Annotated in this window: 18 protein-coding genes; 11 read left to right on the forward strand and 7 right to left on the reverse strand. The window is 73.6% G+C overall.

Going from position 1 to position 20,820, the window contains the following annotated elements:
* Window positions 1-22 precede the first annotated feature (22 nt).
* Window positions 23-526, reverse strand: a complete 504-nt coding sequence (locus CLV70_RS32030) for a GrpB family protein (RefSeq protein WP_158277867.1) — start codon at window positions 524-526, stop codon at window positions 23-25.
* On the reverse strand, window positions 523-1,629 hold the full coding sequence (locus CLV70_RS32035; protein ID WP_106130367.1) for a magnesium and cobalt transport protein CorA: 1,107 nt from the start codon (window positions 1,627-1,629) through the stop codon (window positions 523-525). Before CLV70_RS32035 ends, CLV70_RS32030 begins: the two co-directional genes overlap by 4 nt.
* An 893-nt stretch (window positions 1,630-2,522) precedes the next feature.
* On the opposite strand from CLV70_RS32035, the gene CLV70_RS32040 reads away from it, so the two are divergent.
* Both CLV70_RS32040 and CLV70_RS32045 read left to right on the forward strand, forming a co-directional pair.
* Entirely contained in the window at window positions 2,523-3,557 is a 1,035-nt protein-coding gene (locus CLV70_RS32040) for a helix-turn-helix transcriptional regulator (protein WP_106130368.1), read from the forward strand.
* Between the two features lie 80 nt (window positions 3,558-3,637).
* Window positions 3,638-4,201: a riboflavin biosynthesis intermediates N-glycosidase gene (locus CLV70_RS32045; RefSeq protein ID WP_106130369.1), complete on the forward strand. Its 564-nt coding sequence runs from the start codon at window positions 3,638-3,640 to the stop codon at window positions 4,199-4,201.
* Window positions 4,202-4,487: 286 nt separating this feature from the next.
* Here CLV70_RS32045 and CLV70_RS32050 read toward each other — a convergent pair whose 3' ends face one another.
* Window positions 4,488-5,288 carry an ATP-binding protein gene (locus CLV70_RS32050; protein WP_106130370.1) on the reverse strand — a complete coding sequence of 267 codons (801 nt, stop codon included), beginning with the start codon at window positions 5,286-5,288 and terminating at the stop codon, window positions 4,488-4,490.
* 142 nt (window positions 5,289-5,430) lie between these two features.
* Here CLV70_RS32050 and CLV70_RS32055 point away from each other — a divergent pair, with 142 nt between their 5' ends.
* Window positions 5,431-6,273 carry an LLM class flavin-dependent oxidoreductase gene (locus CLV70_RS32055; RefSeq protein ID WP_106130371.1) on the forward strand — a complete coding sequence of 281 codons (843 nt, stop codon included), beginning with the start codon at window positions 5,431-5,433 and terminating at the stop codon, window positions 6,271-6,273.
* A 20-nt stretch (window positions 6,274-6,293) separates the two neighbouring features.
* Entirely contained in the window at window positions 6,294-6,782 is a 489-nt protein-coding gene (locus CLV70_RS32060; protein WP_106130372.1) for an NUDIX hydrolase, read from the forward strand.
* Window positions 6,783-7,000: 218 nt separating this feature from the next.
* Here the strand turns inward: CLV70_RS32060 and CLV70_RS32065 are convergent, their stop codons facing one another.
* Window positions 7,001-7,540 (reverse strand): GNAT family N-acetyltransferase, encoded by a 540-nt coding sequence (locus CLV70_RS32065; protein WP_106130373.1) that lies wholly within the window; start codon window positions 7,538-7,540, stop codon window positions 7,001-7,003.
* 212 nt (window positions 7,541-7,752) lie between these two features.
* On the opposite strand from CLV70_RS32065, the gene CLV70_RS32070 reads away from it, so the two are divergent.
* From CLV70_RS32070 to CLV70_RS32080, 3 genes are all read left to right on the forward strand, one after another.
* Window positions 7,753-9,219, forward strand: a complete 1,467-nt coding sequence (locus CLV70_RS32070) for a beta-N-acetylhexosaminidase (RefSeq protein ID WP_106130422.1) — start codon at window positions 7,753-7,755, stop codon at window positions 9,217-9,219.
* Between the two features lie 180 nt (window positions 9,220-9,399).
* Complete coding sequence (locus tag CLV70_RS32075) at window positions 9,400-11,235, forward strand: M48 family metallopeptidase (RefSeq protein WP_106130374.1); 1,836 nt, start codon at window positions 9,400-9,402, stop codon at window positions 11,233-11,235.
* A gap of 210 nt (window positions 11,236-11,445) precedes the next feature.
* A complete protein-coding gene (locus CLV70_RS32080) occupies window positions 11,446-11,904 on the forward strand; it encodes a hypothetical protein (protein ID WP_106130375.1) in 459 nt (152 codons plus the stop codon).
* 44 nt (window positions 11,905-11,948) lie between these two features.
* Here the strand turns inward: CLV70_RS32080 and CLV70_RS32085 are convergent, their stop codons facing one another.
* A complete protein-coding gene (locus tag CLV70_RS32085; RefSeq protein ID WP_106130376.1) occupies window positions 11,949-12,884 on the reverse strand; it encodes a hypothetical protein in 936 nt (311 codons plus the stop codon).
* 11 nt (window positions 12,885-12,895) lie between these two features.
* The gene (locus tag CLV70_RS32090) at window positions 12,896-13,540 is read right to left on the reverse strand and encodes a hypothetical protein (RefSeq protein ID WP_106130377.1); all 645 of its coding nucleotides are present in this window, start codon (window positions 13,538-13,540) and stop codon (window positions 12,896-12,898) included.
* A 257-nt stretch (window positions 13,541-13,797) separates the two neighbouring features.
* Here CLV70_RS32090 and CLV70_RS41875 point away from each other — a divergent pair, with 257 nt between their 5' ends.
* Genes CLV70_RS41875 through CLV70_RS32115 form a run of 4 tightly spaced genes read left to right on the forward strand, consistent with a single transcriptional unit; the run spans window position 13,798 to window position 18,803 of the window.
* A complete protein-coding gene (locus CLV70_RS41875) occupies window positions 13,798-17,433 on the forward strand; it encodes a sensor histidine kinase (protein ID WP_281260514.1) in 3,636 nt (1,211 codons plus the stop codon).
* Window positions 17,434-17,850 (forward strand): roadblock/LC7 domain-containing protein, encoded by a 417-nt coding sequence (locus CLV70_RS32105; RefSeq protein ID WP_106130378.1) that lies wholly within the window; start codon window positions 17,434-17,436, stop codon window positions 17,848-17,850.
* Window positions 17,840-18,226, forward strand: coding sequence for a DUF742 domain-containing protein (locus CLV70_RS32110; RefSeq protein ID WP_106130379.1), 387 nt, complete (start codon window positions 17,840-17,842; stop codon window positions 18,224-18,226). The genes CLV70_RS32105 and CLV70_RS32110 overlap by 11 nt, the downstream gene beginning before the upstream one ends.
* A complete protein-coding gene (locus tag CLV70_RS32115) occupies window positions 18,207-18,803 on the forward strand; it encodes a GTP-binding protein (RefSeq protein WP_106130380.1) in 597 nt (198 codons plus the stop codon). Before CLV70_RS32110 ends, CLV70_RS32115 begins: the two co-directional genes overlap by 20 nt.
* Before the next feature lie 318 nt (window positions 18,804-19,121).
* On the opposite strand, the gene CLV70_RS32120 is transcribed toward CLV70_RS32115, so the two are convergent.
* Window positions 19,122-20,774, reverse strand: coding sequence for an AfsR/SARP family transcriptional regulator (locus CLV70_RS32120; RefSeq protein ID WP_158277868.1), 1,653 nt, complete (start codon window positions 20,772-20,774; stop codon window positions 19,122-19,124).
* Between the last annotated feature and the right edge of the window lie 46 nt (window positions 20,775-20,820).

Here is a 20,820-nt window from a genome sequence, read left to right on the forward strand (position 1 = left end):
GGGCCGAACGGCCGAGTCGCGCCTACTCCCAGACAGGAACCGAGGGCAGCCCCCGCTCGGCCCGCGCCGCGTCGGTGAGCTCCTGGATGAGGTCGGTCTTACCCTGCGTATATGCGTCGCCCGGTCCGTGCCGCCTCATCAGCTCGCGCTTGAGGGCCGCATACCGCTCCCGCGCGTCGGGGTGGGCGAGCAGATGGTCGCGCAGCAGCCGCTCGTTGCGCGTCTCCCACGTGTCGGCGGTGACCACGTGCAGGTGGTACGCCGTGCTGTCGTAGTCCTCCCGCCGCAGGAAGAGCCGCTCCGGCATGTCCGTCGGCTCCATCCGGTAACCGAGCGTCTCCAGCGCGCCGGCGTTGATCTGCTCGAGGTCGGTGACCGCGGCCATCAGATCGATCACCGGCTTCGCGGGCAGGCCGGGCACCGCGGTGCTGCCGATGTGCTCCACCGCGACGAACAGGGGTGCCAGCGTCCTGCACGCCTGGCGGCCGAGCTCGGCCCACCGCGCGTCCGGCTCTGCGATCGTCACAACCAGCCCACCTTCTTCAGCCTGCGATACAGCACCACCGACGCGACCGCCATGACGGCGATGATCGCGGGGTAGCCGTACTCCCACTCCAGCCCCGGCATGTGCGCGAAGTTCATGCCGTAGATCCCCGCGATGGCCGTCTGCACGGCGGCGACGGCGGCCCACGACGCGATCTTGCGCATATCGTTGTTCTGGTCGACCGAGACCTGGGCAAGCCGGGCCTGGAGAATCGAGTTGAGCAGATCGTCGAAGCCGGCGACCCGGTCCACCGCCCGTCCCAGGCGACCCCGTACGTCCACAAGGTACGGATACAGCGCTTCCGGCACCACCCCGCGGTCCAGCAGCCGCTGCAACGGCTCCTGAAGGGGCATAACGGCCCGCTTGAACTCCACCATCTCCCGCTTCAACTGGTACACATGGGCGATATCGGGCGCCTTGTCCGCGGCGAAGGCGATCGCCTCCAGCGCCTCCAGATCCCGCTCGACATGCCCGGCGACGTCCAGGTACAGATCCACCATCCGGTCGCACACGGCGTAGGCAACGGCCCACGGCCCCTCGGCCAGCAGCGCCGGTCGCGCTTCAAGCTCCTCCCGTACGGGCTTGAGCGCACCGGCCGCCCCGTGCCGCACGGTGATGACGAAGTGCGCCCCGATGAGCACCGTGACATCCCCGGTGTCGACGACCTCGGAGGTGGCGGTCAACTCCTCGTGCTCGACGTACCGCGCGGTCCGCAACACCAGCCGCGTCACGTCCCCGATCGTCTCGGCCGCCGGCCGCTGTCCACCCGCGGTAGCCTGCTCGGCGGTCAACTCGTGCAGCCCGAACACCCCGGCGATCGACGCCATGGTCGCCTCATCCGGCTCATGCAGCCCCAGCCACACGAACGCCTGCCGCTGCCGCCCCGCGACCCGGGCGGCATCGGCATAATGCGACAACCCGGGCCGCCGGCTCCCCCCGTGGTAGACCGCACAATCGACGACCGCATCGGGATTCCCCCGCCGCTGCTGCGGAACGGCAACCTCCGGCCGGCTCAACCCCTCGATGAACCGCCCGAGCGTACGAGGAATCAGATAAGGCTCCCGCCGTCGCCGCCACCCGAACATCCGCCCGCGCCCTCCCGCCGCCAATGATCCGAACCGACCGTAACGGTCGCCCGCCCCCCACCGACGCACCTCCCGCCCGGCGGGACACCGCTCACCGTGAGTCCCTCGTCACCCAATCCCACTCAGCCCGCCTCGCCCGTCCGCCTGGCCCGTCCGCCTCGCCCGTCCGCCTGGCCCGTCCGCCTCGCCCGTGCGCCTGGCCCGTGCGCCTGGCCCGTGCGCCTGGCCCGTGCGCCTGGCCCGTGCGCCTGGCCCGTGCGCCTGGCCCGTGCGCCTGGCCCGTGCGCCTGGCCCGTGCGCCTGGCCCGTGCGCCTGGCCCGTGCGCCTGGCCCGTCCGTCTGGCCCGTCCGTCTGGCCCGTCCGTCTGGCCCGTCCGCCTCGCCCGTGCGCCTGGCCCGTCCGTCTGGCCCGTCCGCCTGCCATCGCCAGGCGGAGTGAGCGCTGGGCGCGCGGTGTCTGCGTGCACCCTTCCTGCTGCGCGCCCTCGCTCGTCGCGGCCGCGCCTTCGCCTCGTCTGTCTGCCCGGCCCTCCCTCCGCCTCGCCGGTCTCGCCCGCGCCCGCGCGCCTTCGCCTCGCCGCGGCCGCATTTTCGCCTCGTCTGTCCCGCGGCCGCGCCTCTGCCGTTCCGCCGCACCCGCCCGGCGCGCGGGTCGTCGCCCGTCGCGCGTCGCCCGTCGCCCGTCGCGCGTCGCGGTCGCGCGTCGCCCGTCGCGCATCGCGGTCGCGCGTCGCCGGTTGCGCGTCGCCCGCCGCCGTCGCCCGCCGCCGTCGCCGGTCGCGGTCGCGCGTCGCCCGCCGAAGGGGCGCCGTGGGATGTCGTCGGCGGGGAAGTGGAAGCGTTAGGGTGCGGTCCGGCCACTTCCTGACCGCAATTCGACGGAGTCTGGACCCATGGCGAACACCAGTGCGCGGATGCTCCGGCTCCTCTCCCTTCTTCAGACCCACCGTTACTGGCCGGGCGCGGAACTCGCCGACCGGCTCGAGATCAGCCCGCGCACCCTGCGCCGCGACGTCGACCGCCTGCGCGACCTCGGCTATCCGGTGGACGCCGCCCGCGGGGTCGCCGGGGGATACCAGCTGCAGGCCGGCGCGGCCGTGCCGCCGCTGCTGCTCGACGACGACGAGGCGGTGGCCATCGCGGTAGGCCTGCGGACCGCCGCCGCCGGGGCCGTGGCGGGCTTCGAGGAGACCTCCGTACGCGCCCTCGCGAAGGTCACCCAGCTGCTCCCGCCCCGCCTGCGCCGCCGCATCGACGCGTTGCGGGCGGTGACCGCCCCGGGCGTCCTCGGCGCCGGCCCGGTCCTCGACCCGGCGTCGCTGACCACGATCGCGCTGGCCTGCCGGGGCGAGGAACGCCTGCGCTTCGACTACGCCCCGCGGGACGGCGAAAGCGCACCCCGGCACGTGGAACCGCACCGGCTCGTCTCGCTCGGCCGCCGCTGGTACCTGATCGCCTGGGACTTCGACCGCGGCGACTGGCGCAGCTTCCGCGTCGACCGGCTCACGAACCCCGCCCTGACCGGCGCCCGCTTCCGCCCCCGCGACATCCCCGGCGGCGACCCCGTCGCATGGATGCGCGCGCGCCTGGCCACCGTGCCCAGCCGCTACGACGTGTCGGTGCTGATCGCCGCGCCCGCCACGTCGGTGCACGGCCGGGTGGGACAGTGGGCCGTCATCGAACCGGTCACCGCCGACAGCTGCCGCCTGCGGATGAGCGTCGACGACCTGGGCTGGCCGGTGATGATCCTCGGCGTCGTAGGTGCTGACTTCACCATCGAATCCCCTCCAGAACTGCACGAGCACACCCGCAACGTGGCCCGGACCCTGCTGCGCGCCCAGCCGGCGCAGGAGGGGGCATCCGGGCACCCCCGCGCGGGAGTCGCGGATCGGCGCCCCCGTGGCGCCGATCCGCACTCAGGAACCTAGCGGGACCCTCTGACATTTTTTCGCGGCCGTCGTCCACAGTGGCCCGGGAAAGTGTCGGTGGGTGTCGGCATACTGCCGACATGGAGAACCCGCCCCGCACCGTGGAAGATGTCGTCAGGCTGGAGCGCTCCGGCGGCCGTGTGAAATACCTGCACTTCTGGGGCCACCGCCCGCAGCCCGACGGCACCGTCGGACGCGGCTGCCTGAGCCAGTGGTGGCCGGCGGCGTTCACCGTCGACGGCGTTCGCTTCGCGACGTCGGAGCATTACATGATGTGGCGCAAGGCTCTCTTGTTCGGCGACGAGGAGGCGGCCGCCCGGATCGTCACGGCGGGTCACCCCCGGCAGGCCAAGATGCTGGGGCGGCGCGTTCGTGGCTTCGACGAGGCGATGTGGGCGGGGGAGCGGTTCGGCATCGTGGTCGAGGCGAGCGTCGCCAAGTTCGGGCAGCATGAAGACCTGGGCGATTTCCTTGCCGGGACCGGGCAGCGAGTGCTCGTCGAGGCCAGCCCGACCGACCGGGTGTGGGGCATCGGCCTGGCGGCCACCGACGAGCGGGCGGATGACCCGGAGCGGTGGCGGGGCCTCAACCTGCTGGGCTTCGCCCTGATGGAGGCCCGGCACCGACTGCTGGTCCCGCGATGACGACTCCGGCGCCGATCCCCGGGACCCAGTGGTGCTTCCCGCTGGCCGGGTTCTGCCGGGGCCCGTCGGCCGGGTTCTGTCGGCGCACGGTGACCGGGTTCTGTCGGCATCCGCTGGCAAGGTTTTGCCGGGGCCCGTCGGCCGGGTTCTGCCGACGCCCATTGGCCGGGTTCCGCCGGCGCCCGCTGGCAGGGTTCTGCCGGCGTGCCTCTCGCGTCCTTCAGCCCTGGTGGTGGCGTTCAGCCTCGCCGCGCTTCGTGCGGGACAGTCGCCGGCCGGCCGGCTCTCACCAGCGGCGGGCCCGGCCGGCGCGGTCGCGGACCGTTGCCCAGACGACCTTGCCGCCCGTTGTCGGCAGGGCGCCCCATGCCGTGGAGTCGGCGTGCACCACGCGCAGGCCGCGGCCTCGTTCATCCAGGGGGTGGCCGTCGCGTACCGGGGCCATGTCGAGCATGCGGGGCAGCATCGGGTCGCGGTCCCGGACCGCGAGGTGCAGGGCGGCGCCGCGCAGGGAGACGGCTATGTCCAGCCGGGTCCGTGCGTGCTCGACCGCGTTGGTGACCAGTTCGGAAATGACCGCCCGGGCCGGGTGCAGCAGGTGCGGCAGCCGCCACTTCTGGCACACGGCTCCGATCAAGTCGCGGGCGCGGCTCGGGGAGATCGGCGACGGCGGCAGCGAGAGGCGGATCACCTCATGGGTGCGGCGGGCCGTGAGCGCGGCGCGTGCCTCCGCTGCCGTGGCGTGCACCGGCAGCGTGCCCGCACTTCCCAGTGGGGCGGCGAGGGACGCGTCCGGTGGCAGGCACAGCGCGATGCTCGCGGCCGGCTCGGCGGAGGCGGTTGTCAGGGCCGCGCCCAGCCACGTCGGCACGCTCGCCGCGCCCGGATCGTCCACGGCGCTCAGGTCGACGACTATTCCGGCGGGGCTCTCCGCGAGGCACCTGCGCAGCGTCCGCCCTACGGCGGTGTGCAGCGCGGGCTGCCACGTTCCGCGTACGGCCAGGTCGATCACGGCCCCGTCGGCGTCCGCGGTGACCCGGAGGTGCTCGTCGCCGCCGTCGAACAGGTACGGGGATCTTTCTTGCATGCCACGGCCTCCCGCCGCTGAGGTGTTCGCAGTCTTCGGTTCGGGTCCGATGCCGTCAACGTTGCTGTCACCCGTACGGGATCGTCCGTTCAGTGGATTTGATGCGCCGGTTTTTGTCGGAGGCAGGGTGGACGATGGGCCGGTGACCGAACTTGGCGCCATCTTTCTGCCCCAGCAACCTCCCGAACGGCTGCGCGACGTGGCCCGCGCCGCCGAGGACGCCGGCCTCGAGCAGCTGTGGCTGTGGGAGGACTGCTTCTTCACCAGTGGCGTCGCGGCCGCCGCCGCGGCGCTCGCCTTCACGTCCCGGCTGCGGGTGGGGATCGGCATCCTGCCGGTGCCGTTGCGCAACGTGGCGCTCGCCGCCATGGAGATCGCCACGCTGCACCGGCTCTTCGGCGACCGCCCGATCGTCGGCATCGGGCACGGCGTCCAGGACTGGATGGGCCAGGTCGGCGCCCGCGCGGCCTCCCCGATGACGCTGCTCGACGAGTACGCGACGGCCCTGCGCGCCCTGCTGCACGGCGAGACGGTGACCAGCCAGGGCCGCTACGTGCGGCTGGACGGCGTGCGTCTCGAGTGGCCGCCGAGCCCGCCGCCGCCCCTGCTGATCGGGGCGACCGGCCCCAGGACCGTAAGTTTGGCCGGACGCCTCGGCGACGGCACGATCCTGGCCGGCGACACGACCCCCGCCGGCGTACGCGCTGCCGTCGACCGGATCGGGCCGGCGGAAGGCCACAAGGTCGTCGTCTTCCTGCCCGCCTCGACCGGGCCGGGTGCCGCCGAACGACTCGCCCGCCAGCAGGAGAAGTTCGGTGCGGAGTGGCCGGGTGTGGCGGGTGACGCCGCTCAGGTGGCGGACGTCGTGCGGCAGCTCGCCGAGGCGGGAGCCGACGCGGTGATCCTGGATCCGACGCCCGAGGAGCCGTCGCCGGAGGGCTTCGTCCGTTTCGTCGCCGAGGAGGTGCGACCCTTGGTGAACTGACGCGCACCTATCGTGGGCGTATGCCCATTTCGCCGTACCTGAAAAGTCTTCGCGCTGTCGTCGGGCCGCGCCTGCTGCTCCTGCCGGGGGTCACGGCCGTGGTGCTCGACGACGCCGGCCGGATCCTGCTCGGGCAGCGCGCCGACAACGGCTCGTGGTCGCTGATCGCCGGCGTGATGGACCCGGGCGAGCAGCCGGCCGAGACGGTGGTGCGCGAGGTCTACGAGGAGACGGCGGTGCACGTCGTGCCGGAGCGTGTCACCAGTGTGCTGACCCAGCCCCCGAACACCTACCCGAACGGAGACCGCACGGAATACGTCGACATCACCTTCCGCTGCCGCGCGATCGGGGGCGAGGCCCGCGTCAACGACGACGAGTCGCTGGCCGTGGGCTGGTTCGCGCCGGACGAACTCCCGCCGCTCGCCGACCTGACCCGGCAACGCCTCGAGGCGGCCCTGGCCCCGGGAGACGCCGCCTGGTTCAGCACGCCCGCGATCCGGCTCGACTGACGGCGGCGAAGCGCCGCCCGGCCAAGCCTGAGCGGGCCGGGCTGAGCGGCCAAGCCTGAGCGGGCTGGGCTGAGCTGGCTGGCTGGGCTGGGCTGAGCGGGCCGGTCTGGACCGGCGCACCCCGGCCCGGCCCAGCGTGCCGGGCCGCACCTGCCGGGCGTGCCGGGCCGCACTTGCCGGGCGGGGCCGCACCTGCCGGGCGGGGCCTGGCGGGGTGGTCAGAGGCTGCGGGCTCGGACGTGGTCGTCGTGCCAGATGTCGCCGACCTGGAACTTCTTGGTGCCGATGATGTCGAAGCCGTGCTTGGTGTAGAACTTCGCCGCTCGTTCGTTGCGTTGGTTCACGCCCAGCCAGCACGCCTTGGCGCCCGCCTCCGCCGCTGCTCGCAGGGTCGCCGTCATCAGGGTGCCCGCTACGCCCGAGCCGTGGTTGTCCGGGGCCACGTAGAACTTGCTGAGCTCGATGCTGTCCGGGCCGGCCGTGGCCACGGTCGCCGCCAGGTCCGGGTCGGTGATCGGGCCGGCGACCAGCATCGCGTAGCCGATCGGGCGGCCGGCCTCGTCCTCCGCGAGCAGCAGGACGCGCGCGGGGTCGGCGAGGTAGCGCTCGAAGCTCGCCAGGGACAGGTGCGACGAGATGAAGGCGTCGATGTCGGCCTGGAGCGTGCCCGGGGGAGTGGCCAGCCCGAACGTGCGGGCGGCGAGGTCGTGCAGGGCGGGCGCGTCGGCCGCGGTGGCGCGCCGGGTGGAGATCGGCATGACGTCACGATAACGGCGGAACGGACCGGCATGGCTCGGCGGCGGCGTAGCGAACCGGTGCGCGACGCCGCAGTGAACCCGCGACACCGGCCGCGCCCGAGAACGGCGTGTAACCGTGGGGTGACGAGGTTCATCGGGCCGTACGGAAACTGGAAAGACGGTTTAGAGTTTCCGGCGGGTCGAGGAACGGCCCCTACGAGAAGGGCGTAGTGGTGACAAGAGAACTGGGCGATGTGATTCCGGCGCCGGGCGAGGTGCGGCCCGACGCGGCCGCACGCTTCACGATCGGCGACGGTACGGCCATCAGCGCGGCTGCCGGCACGGAGCAGGTGGCGGCGTACCTGGCCGACGTCCTGCGCCCGGCGACGGGCTTCGCGCTGCCGGTCAGCGACGGGCCGGGCGGGATCGGGCTGCGGCTCGACGAGGCGCTGGACGACGAGGAATACCGGCTGGAGATCGGCACCAGCGGCGTGACGCTGACCGGTGGGGCGCCCGTCGGGTTGTTCCACGCCGTGCAGACCCTGCGTCAGCTGCTGCCCGCCGAGGTCTTCGCCGCCACGCCGCAGCCGGTGGACTGGACGCTGCCCGGCGGCACCATCGCCGACCGGCCGCGGTTCGGGTACCGCGGGGCGATGCTCGACGTGGCCCGGCACTTCTTCACCGTCGACGAGGTCAAGTCGTACGTCGACAGCCTGGCCCAGTTCAAGATCAATCACCTGCACCTGCACCTCACCGACGACCAGGGCTGGCGGCTCGAGATCGAGAGCTGGCCCAAGCTCACCGCGATCAGCGGCGGCGACGGCACGGGGGTCGACGGGACCGGGCCCGGCTTCTACACCAGGGCCGATTACACCGAGATCATCGCGTACGCCGCCACGCGCTTCGTGACGATCGTGCCGGAGATCGACATGCCGGGGCACGTCAACGCGGCGCAGGTGGCGTACCCGGAGCTCACCGCCGACGGGGTGGCGCCGCCGCAGCGCACGGACGTCGAGGTCGGCTACAGCTCGCTGGTCGCCGGCAAGGAGGAGACGTACGCCTTCGTCGACGACGTGGTGCGCGAGGTGGCCGCCCTGACGCCGGGGCCGTACCTGCACATCGGCGGCGACGAGGCGCAGGCCACCACCGCCGAGGACTACCGCGCGTTCATCGAGCGGGTGCTGCCGATGGTCACCCGGTACGGCAAGCGGCCGATGGGCTGGCACGAGATGGCCGCCGTGGACCTGCCCGCCTCGGCCGTGCCGCAGTTCTGGCGCATCGAGGCGGCCGACGAGGGCACGGCCCGGGCCGCGGCGCGGGGCAACAAGGTGCTCATGTCCCCGGCCGACCGGACGTACCTGGACATGAAGTACACCGCGGACAGCTCGCTGGGCCTGGACTGGGCGGGTCTGCTCGATGTCGAGAAGGCGTACGGCTGGGACCCGGCCGAACGCCTCCCCGGCGTGGGCGAGGAGTCCGTGCTCGGCGTCGAGGCGCCGCTGTGGTCGGAGACCCTGCGCAGCCTCGCCGACGTGCAGACGATGACGTTCCCCCGGCTCCCGGCCATCGCGGAGATCGGCTGGTCCCGGCGGGAGCACCGGGACTGGGAGTCGTTCCGCCGCCGCCTGGCCGCGTGCGGGCCGCGCTGGCGGGCCCAGGGCGTCGCGTTCCACCCCGCCCCGGAGATCCCCTGGGCGTAAAGACGCCCGCGGCATGAGCGGCCGGACCGGGAGCCTCCGGTCCGGCCGCCGTACCTGAAACGAGTCTTAATTCTCCGTACGCCGGTCAGGCCGTGTTTGCGCACGTCGGCGGGGTTTCCCCGGGTGGGTGGGCCGGACGCCGGGCGACGCCCCCGCCAGGCCCGGCCCTACGCTGGGCGGGTGCAGAAGAGGGTGTGGGCCTCCGCGGCCGCGCTGGCCGGGTTCCTGGTGGCCGCGGCGGTGCAGCTCGCGCTCGTCGTGGTGCCGGTGCTGGTGGCGCTGTCCGCCCTGTCCGGGGCCGTCGCTCTGCGGATCGGCCTGCCGCTCTGCATCGCCACGGTCGGGGTCATGGCGTACGCGATCTGGCGCGCCCTGCACACCCGCCGGCCCGAGCCGGTCGGCATTCCGGTGTCGCGTACGGACGCACCCGCCCTCTGGGCGCTCGTCGACGGCGCCGCCGCGGTCGCCGGGACCAGGGCGCCGGACCGGGTGACGATCGTGGCGGACGCCGCCGCGAAGGTCATCGAGGACGCCCGCCTGCTCGGCCTCGTCGGCGGGCGCCGGGATCTCTACCTGGGTCTGCCGCTGTTGCAGGCCTGGGAGACCGCGCAGCTGAAGGCGGTGGTCGCGCACGAGCTCGGCCACTTCTCGCCGCGGCTGGGGCGGCTCGCGCCGATGGCGTACCGGGGCCGGGTGGTCGTGGGCCGGGTGGTGCCGCGCATCTCCCGGCGCAACCCCGCGGGCCGCGGGCTGCGGGCGTACGCGAGCTTCTATCGCCGTGTCGACGCGCCGTTCAGCACCGCCCAGGAATTGCTGGCCGACCGGATCGCCGCCGAGTACGCGGGACCGGCCGCCGCGGCCGGCGTGCTCCGCGACCTGCCCGTGCTCGACGGCCTGGTACGGGTGTTCCACGCCCAGTACCTGGGGCCGGGCTGGCAGGCGGGTCACGTGCCGGACGACATCTTCGGCGGCTTCCTGCGGGTGCTGGCGGCGCGGGCCGAGGACGTCGCCGTGCTGCGGGCGCGGGAGGCGGCGCCACCGTCCACCTGGGACACCCATCCGCCGCGCGCCGACCGGCTCGCCGCGCTGGCCGGGTTGGGCGACTCCGCGCGTACGGAAGCCGGGCCCGAGGAGGAACTCATCCCGGACCTTCCCGGACTCGGGCGGGCGTTGCAGCGGGTGGCCTTCCCGCCGCAGGGCCGGACCGCCGTCGGGTGGGACGAGTTCTTCGGTGCCGCCCGTACGGTCGAGATGGAGCGCGAGGCCGCCGCCGCGCTCGCCACCCTGTCGCGGGTGGCCGGCAGTCCCGTCGCGACCGCGTCCGACGTGCTGGACCTGTCCGCGGACGGGCGGCTGCACAAGATCGCCGAGTCGGTCTTCCCCGGCCTGCCCGCCGACGAGACGGCGGCGCGGATCACCGAGCTGTTGACGCTGCTGCTGGCGCTCGCCGCGCTGCGCAGCCGGGCGGCCCGCTGGCGGCACAGCTGGACGGGTACGGCGGAGCTGGTCGCGCCGGACGGCGCGCACCTCGACCTCGGTGGCCTGGCCGCGCTGGCCGTGGAGCCGGACACCGTGGCGACCGCGCGGGAGAAGCTGGCCGCGCTCGGCGTGGACCCCGCCGCCGGGCCGGCCGCGGACGGTGCCCAGCCGCGGCCCGAGGTGGTCGGCGGCGTGGTGAACCTGGTCGTCGAGGGCGCGCGTACGGACGTGCTCGTGGTCGACACCGGACTGTTCCTGGTACCGGGTCTGCCGAGGTCGCAGAACGGCTCCGCCAAGCGGCGGCTGGCCGAGTTCGCCGCCGCCGACGTGCCGCAGCGGGAGGCGATCGCGCCGCAGAGCCGGTTCGTCGCGTACGCCGATGTGGTGAACGCGACGCAGGTCAAGCGGCGCAGCTGGGATCTGACGCTGGGCGACGGCGGGACGCTGACCGTGCGCGGCGCCCTCGACTCGGACGAGCTGCCCGGCGGCTGGGCGGCGCTCGACGAGGCCGTGGCGTTCTTGTCGCGTACCAGATAGTCCGTCCCGGGGTGAACTCTTCCGCCGGGTGACCCGTGTTCTTCACTGGACGGTCGCATGTCCGACGAAGTCGTAGTCAAGTCATCACGGACCGTCACACTGGGATCAGGCGCCATTCGCTTACCGTTCGCGGAATTGGGTAGAGAAAAGCCACGCGGACCGGCGAGGATCGCCATGACAGGGGGGAGGGGCGTGATGGATCGGGGACCCATGACGCTCTTCGGGGCCATCGTTGCGGTGGGCCTCGGACCGGCGATGTGGCTGGGCGCGCAGTTCGGCGACGTGACGTTGACGCCGCAGCGGCCGCCGGCGGTGACCGTGCAGCAGAACGAGCCGGTGCAGCCCAGGGGCGGTACGGGCGCCGGCGACGGCCCCGCCGATCAGACCCGGATCATTCGCAGCGAGCCGAAGGCGGTCACCGAGCCGCTGCGTACCCGGCCCAGGCCCGCGCCGACCTCGTCCTCGCCCAGCCCGGATCCGTCACCCTCCGAGGAGCCGACGAGCACCGAGCCCACCGAGTCCACGCCGCCGGCGGACGAGGAGTCGGAGGAGCCGAGCACCCCGCCGACGGAATCGACCACCGAGCCGACGACACCGTCCGCCGAGGACGGTGACGACGAGCCCTCGCTCCCCGAGGCTCAACCCGAGCCGGAGACCGAGAAGGCCTGAACGGGCCGTGCCCTCACCGCGGTGAGGGCACGGCCCGAATCCTTCTACAGGCCGAGAATGCGGTTCAGGATGTCGCGGTAGCCGCGGAGCTGGACCCGCAGTGTCTCTGTGTCGTCGCTGTCGCCGCCGAGGCCGTCCTTGCGCGAGCGCAGGCCGGCGGTCAGCTTCTCGACGGCCTCGTCCACCAGCGCGGCGGCCTCGGTGGTGGCCTCCTTCGGGCTGTCGACGAAGCGGAGCTGGACGTCGCGCCAGCGCTCCTGAAGGGCCTTCGCGTCGTCGGCGGCGAAGAACGCGTCCGGCTCGGCCGGCGGCTTCGCGGCCGGAGTCGCCGCCGGTGCCGCGACCGCTGCCACCTCAGGGGTCGTGTCCGCTGCCGCTACCTCGGGGGCCGCGTCCGTCACCTCAGGGGTCGCGTCGGGCACCTTCGGGTCCTCGAACGTGCCGTCGTCGTCCAGGGGGACGTCCACCACGTCGTCGTCGGTGGCGTTGCTGCTGGCGTACGTCGTGGTGTTGGCCTCGGAGGGCGACTCGACGACGCCGTCCCCGGGCGCGACGCTGTCGTCGTCGGCGGCGCCGGACGCCGCGTCGCTGTCCCGGTCGGTGGCCTTCCACTTGTCGTCGGCCGGGTTGGCCATGGCGGAGGCGGCCACGGCCCCGCCCACGGTCGACGCTCCGAAGGCGGTCGGCTGTGGGGCCGGCTCGTGAAAGCGGGTACGGTCCGGGTCGTCGTCGCCGTCGGCGTGCCGGGGAACGACGGCGGTCTCGTCGGCCCGGTCCGCGCGGTCTTCCTCCACTTGTTCCACGCGGTCGCGCGTGTCCTGCTCCACGCGGTCGTGCGTGTCGTCCGCGGGTGCGTCGGACCACGGGGAGGGCGGGCGCTGACCGGGCACCGCCACCGGCTCGGACTGCACCCGCTCCGGGCGGTCGGCCGCGCCCTCGTCGTCGGCGGACTCGCGGGCATCGTTGGAGAAGAAACGCATCGTCGCACTCCTCAGCGGCTCGTGGCGTCGGGACGGGAGCCCGCGACGTCGCTGTCGTGGTCATTGATCTTCTGGGACGGCACCTTCGGCTCCTCGGCCGGATCGGCGGCGCCCTCGGACCTCACCGGATTCTCCCCGAGCAGGTCGGCGAAGAGGGCGCGGTAGTGCACGAGCGCCTGCCGGAGATCCTCGGTGTCGGCCTCACCGGTGCGGCTGCGCTCGCTGATCGCGTGGGCGTCGCGGTAGTGCTCGAGGGTGCGGGCGTGCTCGACGGACAGGGTGGCGAGCTGCTCGTCGTAGTCGCCGGTGGGGTAGCCACGCTCGGCGATCAGCCGGGTGACGAGTTCGTCCGCGGTGGCCACGGCCTGCTCCGGCGCGTCCACGAACCGGATCTGCACCTCTTCCCATGCCACCGAGTAGCGGGCCTTGTTCTCCGCCGACAGCGGCTTGAGCTCCAGCTCGGCGTGCCGCTTGCGGCGCTCCTCCAGCTCGCGCTCGCCCGCCGTACGGCTGTCCGCGTCGCCGACCACGCGGTCGTACTCGGGCCCGAAGGTCTGCTGGAGCTTCTTGCGGCGGCTGGCACGGACGCCGAACGCGATCGCGGCGATCACCAGCAGCACGAGGACGATGAGAATGATCACGAGGGTGGGGGACATCGGACGCCTCCTTCTTCACCCGCTGGTATGCCCACCCAACCAGGGTCATCAATCCAATTCGACAGGCCGAGGTGAAAACCCTCCCACCGTGTTCGCGGCGGCGTCCTGTCAATCTCACGACAGCACGGCTCCCGTGCCTGGTCACCACGGAGAGAGATTGGCTCGCTACGGCGCCGTTACGTATCCTGCCGAGGGCGTACGCAGCACATAGACGGGTGTCGCGTGCGCTGTCCCGCACATCCCTCGGGCGGAGTCTGATGAGAACCCGCAATTGGTCGATCCGTTCGAAGATCTTCGCGCTGGCGGCGGTGCCCCTCACCGCCCTGCTGGCGCTCTGGGTCTTCGCCACGGTCATCACCGCAGGCCCGGCGGTCAACCTGTTGTCGGCGCAGACGCTGAGCGACACCGTCGGGCACCCGGGCGAGGCCCTCAGCGATGAGCTCCAGCGGGAGCGGCGCCTCTCGATGGTGTACCTGGCGGATCCGAAGGCGACCCTCGGCAGCCTCACCGGCCAGCGCGCCGCCACCGACCGCGCGGCCGCCGAGTTCCGGCGTGCGGCCGGCAGCTCCGACGCGCGCCGCGCCGCGGGCGCCACCCTGGAATCGCGCATCCGGCAGATCTTCACCGACCTCGACAGCCTCGGCGACGCGCGCGGTTACATCGACCGCCGGGAGATCGACCTGGTCGGGGCGCAGAACCTGTTCAACGGCATCATCGACGCCACCTTCCAGATGTTCCAGGCCACCGCCGCCTTCGGCGACGAGCGGGTCGACCGGGGGATCCGCGCGCTCATCACGGTCGGGCGCGGCCAGGAATACCTCAGCCGGATCGACTCCCTGCTCGCCGGCGCGCTCGCCGCCGGCCGGTTCAGCACCGAGACCCGCGCCGAGCTGATCCAGGCCGTCGGCACGTCCCGCTTCCTGCTCGCGCAGGGCGTCAACGACCTGCCCGAGCGCGACCGCGCGGCGTATCAGCAGCTGAACACGGGCGCCGCGGTCAACCGGCTCCGCGAGCTGCAAGACAAGATCATTACGGAGAGCCGGCCCGGTGCGGCGTCACCGGTCGAGGCCTCCGCCTGGCAGCCCGCGTACGACGCCACCGTCGAGCAGTTCCGCACGTTCCAGAACAACGCCGCCGACTCGCTCACCGAGGACGCCCGGCCGGTCGCGGTGGACGTACTGGTCAAGCTCGGCCTCACCGGGCTCCTCGGGCTGCTCGCCTTCGTCGTCTCGGTCGTCGTCTCGGTGCGCGTCGGCCGCTCCATCGTCGGCCGGCTCGTCCGCCTGCGCCGCGAGGCCCTCGACCTGGCAAGCGACCGGCTCCCGTCGGTCGTCCGGCGGCTCCAGCGCGGCGAGGCGGTCGACGTCGACGCCGAGACCCCGCCGCTCGAGTACGGCCGCGACGAGATCGGCCAGCTCGGCCACGCGTTCAACGAGGTCCAGCGCACGGCGGTGCAGTCGGCGGTCGAGGAGGCCGGCGTACGCCGCGGCATCAACGAGGTGTTCCTCAACATCGCCCGGCGCAGCCAGACGCTGCTGCACCGCCAGCTCGCGCTGCTGGACAAGATGGAACGCCGCGAGACCGGCCCGGACGAGCTCGAGGACCTGTACCGCGTCGACCACCTGGCCACCCGGATGCGCCGCCACGCCGAGGACCTGGTGATCCTCGCCGGCGCGGCGCCCGGCCGCGGCTGGCGCAACCCCGTGCCGGTGATCGACGTCGTGCGCGGCGCGATCAGCGAGGTGGAGGACTACAAGCGCATCGACATCGCCTCGATCGCGCCCTCGGCGGTGCTCGGCCGCGCGGTCGGCGACGTCATCCACCTGCTCGCCGAGCTGATCGAGAACGCCGCGTCGTTCTCGCCGCCGCAGACCCGGGTCCAGGTGGTCGGCCAGGCCCTGCCCAACGGGTACGCCATGGAGATCGAGGACCGCGGGCTGGGCATGTCCGCCGACGCGCTCGCCGAGGCCAACCGCAAGCTGCTCGAGCCGCCGGACTTCGACCCCTCCGACAGCGCCCGGCTCGGCCTCTTCGTGGTGGCCCAGCTCGCCGCCCGGCAGAACCTCCGCGTGTCGCTGCGGGCCAGCGCGTACGGCGGGGTGACAGCGATCGTCCTCATCCCCGGCGAGTTGATCACCGCCGCCCCGGGAAGCCCCGCATTGCCGGCGACTCCGGCCGCCGGCACCCCGGTCCTGCCGGCGGCTCCGGCGGCCGGCACCCCGGCCCTGCCGGCGACCGCGCCCGCGGGGCAGCAGGCCCTCAACGGCAGATCAACCGCCGACGGTACGGCCTCCGCCACCGACCCCGAGCACGCGGACGACCCGGCCGACGACCTACGCCCGGTGACCGGCCCGACGCCGAGCGCGGTGGTGGACGGCCTGACCGCCGACGGCCTGGTCCAGCGCCGCCGCACGGCCCCCCGCCGCCGCGGCACCCCGGCCGAACCGCCGGCCCACCTCCCGCCGAACCTGACCTCCCCGGCGGCCCTCTCCGGCATCGGCGGCCCGAGCGACATCACGGCCCAGATCCCGCTGGTCACCGGCGACGGCCTCGACGTCGACTGGCCCTCCGGCAGCGACCGCCCCAACGGCCACACCCCGACCGGCCCGACCCTCCTGCACGGCGACGGCCCGGTCCGCCTCCCGGGCGCCACCACCCCGCCGCCGGGCCTGCCACCACGAATCCCGGCCCCGCGCCGAGCCGTGGAGCCGGCAAACCCGGACACCCCGGCGCCACCGACCGACCCGCTCAAGCCGGCGCTCCCGGTCCGCCCCGTACCCCCGGTCCAGCCCGCGCCCCCGGCCGAGCGGGTGTCCCCGGCTGAGCGGGTGTCCCCGGCTGAGCGGGTGTCCCCGGCTGAGCGGGTGTCCCCGGCTGAGCGGGTGTCCCCGGCTGAGCGGGTGTCCCCGGCTGAGCGGGTGTCCCCGGCTGAGCGGGTGTCCCCGGCTGAGCGGGTGTCCCCGATCGAGCAGGTCTCGTCGGCTGGGCAGGTTCCGGAGGCTGGGCAGGTGTCCCCGGTGGAGCCGGTGTCGTCGGCCGGGCCGGTGTCGCCGGACGGTTCGCCGGCGCCGGCGCCTCTCGCCGACCGGGCCGAGCCGCTGGCCGTCGCGCCGGAGGGGCCGGTCGCGGACGCGCGGCTCCTGCCTCGCCGGGTGCGGCAGGCTCACCTGGCGCCGCAGCTGCGCGGGCCGATCGTCGAGCGTGCCGAGGCCACCACGGTCCGGTCGCCGGAGCAGGTCCGCAGCCTGATGAGCGCCCTCCAGAGCGGCACCACCCGCGGCCGCCGCGAAGCGGCCGCCCTCGCCGCCGCGGCCACCGAAGCCGCAGCCGACGCCCCACCCCCGCGCCCCCCGGCCGATCCAACCGCCGGCGCCACCGCCGAGCCGACCGGCCCAACCCCCGGCGTTGCTGGCGAGTCGGCTGGTCCAGACACCAGCGCTACCGCCGAGCCGACCGATCCGACCCCCGGCGTTGCTGGCGAGTCGGCTGGCCCAGACACCGGCGCTACCGCCGAGCCGACCGGTCCAGCCCTTGGCGGTGCCGCCGAGTCGCGGCCCGGCACCCTGGCCGATCTGCCGCCCGCCGCCGCCGATTCTCCGCCCGGCGCCCCCGTCGAGGTTCCGCCCGGAAGCCGCGCCGATCCTTCGCCCGGAATCGGGGTGGAAACGGCGGCGAGTGAGGGTGTCGCTGCTGGTAGTGACCGTGGGGGCGGTCCGGGTGACGAATCCCTCGTCGAAACTGACAAACAGCGGACGGCGGGGGAGCCGACGTGGTCCGAGGCGGCTACCGTCACTTTCCCGGCCGTGCCGAGCGGTGCGGCGGGGGCGGACGGCATTACGGACAGCGCATCCGACGAGAACCACCCGATCGACCGGCCGGAGAAGGACGCATAAGTGGCACAGACGACGAACCAGAGCGCCAACCTCACCTGGCTCCTCGACGAGCTGGTCGAGCGGGTGCCGTCGGCGCAGCAGGCGGTGGTCCTCTCCGCCGACGGGCTCCTGCTCGGCGCGTCGGCGGAGATGAGCCGGGAGGACGCCGAGCATCTATCGGCGATGGCCGCCGGGTTCCAGAGCCTCGCCAAGGGTGCCAGCCGGCACTTCCGGGCGGGCCCGGTGCGCCAGACCGTGGTCGAGATGGAGGACGCGTTCCTCTTCGTCACGGCGGCCGGGCTGGGTGCGTGCCTCGCCGTGGTGGCTGCCAGCGACGCGGATCTGGGGCTCATCGCGTACGAAATGGCCATGCTCGTCACCCGGGTCGGCCAGACGATGGAAGCGCCGGAGCGGCTCCCCGGGTCCGATGCCAGCTGACCCGAGGCGCGCGCCGCACGACTGGCTGGACCACGACGCGGGTCCGGTCGTGCGTCCGTACGCGATGACCCAGGGCCGGGTGGCACCCGCCGGCGGCGAGTTCGATCTTGTCGCCTTCGTGGTCGCCACGGTGCCCGACGCGCCCCTCGCGCCGTCTTTGCAACCGGAGCATCACGCTATCGTCGGCGCGGCGTGGGAGCCCACGTCCGTCGTGGAACTAGCCTCCAAACTGGACCTCTCCATCGGGGTCGTCCGGGTCCTGCTCGGTGATCTACGCTCTGCAGGCCTCATTTCGCTCTACGAGCCACCCGCGGCGTCCCAGCCGCATGACGTCGACGTACTCAAGGCGGTTGTCAATGGACTCCGTGCGCTCTGACCGTGACGGTGCGCGCTCGCGCATTCCGGTCGCGCTCAAGATCCTCATCGCCGGCGGCTTCGGTGCGGGCAAGACCACCATGGTCGGCTCGGTCAGCGAAATCCGGCCGCTGCAGACCGAGGAGGTGCTGACCGGTGCCGAGGGCGCCGACGACACCTCGGGGGTCGAGACCAAACGCACGACGACGGTGACGATGGACTTCGGTCGCATCACCATCACCGACGATCTGCAGCTCTACCTGTTCGGCACGCCGGGGCAGGACCGCTTCTGGTTCCTCTGGGACGAGCTGTCCCAGGGCGCGCTGGGCGCGGTGGTACTGGCGGACACGCGCCGCCTCGCCGACTGCTTCCCCTCGATCGACTACTTCGAGCAGCGCGGCACGCCGTTCGTGGTGGCCGTGAACTGCTTCGACGAGCGCCGCTTCGGCGGTGAGGCGGTGAGCCGCGCGCTCGACCTCGACCCGGACGTGCCGGTGGTCGAGTTCGACGCCCGCGAACCCCTCGCGGCCCGCAACGTCCTCATCGAGCTGGTCGAGTACGTGGCCCGCCGGCAGCTCGCGGCGGCCGGAGCCCGCTGACCGGGCAGTCGGTCGGCGACGCAGCGCGCCGGGCAGCCGGATCCGCGGCTCGCCGGTCGCTGCGGTGCCTACTGCGCGAGGCGGCTGGGCTGGGCCGGCCGGCGGGGCCGGGCTGAGTTCGTCGTGGGGCCGCGCCTCGCCGGGTCGCTGGACCGGGCGAGGGCGGCCGGGCCGAGGTGGCCGTGCGAGGCGCCCGCCCCGAGGCGACAGGGCGGCCGGGCCCGGACGATCGGGCCAGAGCACCCGAACCAGGGCGGCAGGGCCGAGGCGGCTGGAGCGCAACCGGCTGGAGCGCAACCGGCTGGAGCGGGTCCGGGGTCAGTGGGGCTGGTAGGGGTTGGTCCACGGCGCCTGCTCCGGTGACCGGGCCGGCGCGATGCAGATCAGCCGCGACCCGATCCGGTGCATCGTGCGGGGCGAGACCAGCCCGCGCATGATGAGCTCCTCCGGGTGGGAGTACGGCCGCTCGAAGCGCCCGATCACGATCCGGTGGGCCGCCTCCGGCGAGATTCCGGGCAGCCGCGCGAGTTCGTGGCCCGGGGCGTGGTTGAGGTCGACGAGCCCGCCGTCGTCGAAGAGGCGGACCAGGTCGGGGCGGCCCACGCCGAGCAGGCGGGCGCGGACCGGGTCGAAGGCCGCGAACTGCCGGGACTGTTCGCGCAGCGTACGGGCGCGCGGCGTGTCGCCCGGGTGCGCCGCGAGGATGCCCCCGTGGATCGCCGAGACCGCCGCGAGCAGGAACAACATGCCGAAGCCGATCGATTCGGCGGTGCTCAGGTCGTTGCTCTCCACCGGCGTCGGGTCGATCGCGGCGACGATGAACGCCACCAGGAACAGGAACGCGTAGCCGCCCGCGACGGCGAACTGGCGGGGTTCGCGGCGGTGGAAGCCCGCGTACGTGAAGTAGATCCAGCAGCCGAAGGAGCACACGATGATCGGCAGCAGCGACGCGAAGATCACCTCGCCGGCCGGGAACCGTTTCCGAGGCGGCGGCGGCAGCGAGGGCGGCGGCTGCGGGGGCGGCAGCTGCGGGGGCGGGCCGGCGCCCCAGCCAGGCGCGGGGAACGTCTGGTCCGGCGGCACGTAGTGCTGGACGTACGTGGGCGGCGGCGCCGGTGACGCGGGTGCCGGCGGCGGGGTGACCGCCGCGAGGTCGTCGCTGTCGGCCCACGGGTCGACCGCTTCCGCGTAGAAGGCCTCGCCGCGCAGGATGCGGCGGTGCGTCTCCTGCATCCGTTCGCCGGGCTCGACGCCGAACTCCTCCAGGAAGTACGCCCGGGCGTCGCGGAACGCGGCCAGCGCCTCGGCCTGCCGCCCGCCCTGGTGCAGCGCGATCATCAGCTGGGCGCGCAGCCCTTCGCGCAGCGGGAACTCCTCGACCAGGCGCACCAGGTCGGGCATGACGCCGGTGTGGTTGCCGCGGGCCAGCTCGGCCTCGGCCCACTTCTCCCAGGCGGTGGCCCGCGCCTCGGTCAGCCGGGTGCGGGCGGCGTCGAACACCGGTCCGGTGAGGCCGGCGAGCGCCGGGCCGTGCCAGAGGGCGAGCGCCTTGCGCAGCGTATCGGCCGCGTCGGCCAGGTTGCCCGATTTGCGCTGGACGGATGCCTGGGCGAGGGCGGTCTCGAACCGGTCGGCGTCGACCGCGTCGGGCTCGGCGCGCAGCACGTAGCCGGCCCCGGTCAGCGCGAGCAGCTCTCCCGGCGTACGCGGGGAACGGTCCGGTTCGAGCACCCGGCGCAACCCGGCGACGTACTTCTGGACGACGTTGGCGCCGTTCTCGGGCGGCTCGTCGTTCCACACGGCGTCGACGATGTGGTGGACGGGGACCGGCCGCGCCGCGTTGAGGAGCAGGACGGCGAGGACCGCGCGCTGCTTGGCGGGGCCGAGTTCGAGCGGCGCGCCGTCGCGGATGGCGCGAACTTCACCCAGCAGCTCGAACGTCAACCCCGGGCCCGGCGCCGCGTCGGCCACACGACACCCCCTCGGAGCAGCACAGATGTGAAACGGCAGTGGAACG

The sequence above is a fragment of the Pseudosporangium ferrugineum genome, assembly GCF_003002065.1.
GTDB classification, from domain to species: Bacteria; Actinomycetota; Actinomycetes; order Mycobacteriales; family Micromonosporaceae; genus Actinoplanes; species Actinoplanes ferrugineus_A.

What these genes read in the sequence shown, in the direction of transcription:
- CLV70_RS32080 (WP_106130375.1), top strand. Translation starts at nt 11,446, where the DNA reads ATGACGCTCTTCGGGGCCATCGTTGCGGTGGGCCTCGGACCGGCGATG.
- CLV70_RS32115 (WP_106130380.1), top strand. Translation starts at nt 18,207, where the DNA reads ATGGACTCCGTGCGCTCTGACCGTGACGGTGCGCGCTCGCGCATTCCG.
- CLV70_RS32090 (WP_106130377.1), bottom strand. Translation starts at nt 13,540, where the DNA reads ATGTCCCCCACCCTCGTGATCATTCTCATCGTCCTCGTGCTGCTGGTG.
- CLV70_RS32065 (WP_106130373.1), bottom strand. Translation starts at nt 7,540, where the DNA reads ATGCCGATCTCCACCCGGCGCGCCACCGCGGCCGACGCGCCCGCCCTG.
- CLV70_RS32060 (WP_106130372.1), top strand. Translation starts at nt 6,294, where the DNA reads ATGCCCATTTCGCCGTACCTGAAAAGTCTTCGCGCTGTCGTCGGGCCG.
- CLV70_RS32050 (WP_106130370.1), bottom strand. Translation starts at nt 5,288, where the DNA reads ATGCAAGAAAGATCCCCGTACCTGTTCGACGGCGGCGACGAGCACCTC.
- CLV70_RS32110 (WP_106130379.1), top strand. Translation starts at nt 17,840, where the DNA reads ATGCCAGCTGACCCGAGGCGCGCGCCGCACGACTGGCTGGACCACGAC.
- CLV70_RS32040 (WP_106130368.1), top strand. Translation starts at nt 2,523, where the DNA reads ATGGCGAACACCAGTGCGCGGATGCTCCGGCTCCTCTCCCTTCTTCAG.
- CLV70_RS41875 (WP_281260514.1), top strand. Translation starts at nt 13,798, where the DNA reads ATGAGAACCCGCAATTGGTCGATCCGTTCGAAGATCTTCGCGCTGGCG.
- CLV70_RS32035 (WP_106130367.1), bottom strand. Translation starts at nt 1,629, where the DNA reads ATGTTCGGGTGGCGGCGACGGCGGGAGCCTTATCTGATTCCTCGTACG.
- CLV70_RS32085 (WP_106130376.1), bottom strand. Translation starts at nt 12,884, where the DNA reads ATGCGTTTCTTCTCCAACGATGCCCGCGAGTCCGCCGACGACGAGGGC.
- CLV70_RS32045 (WP_106130369.1), top strand. Translation starts at nt 3,638, where the DNA reads ATGGAGAACCCGCCCCGCACCGTGGAAGATGTCGTCAGGCTGGAGCGC.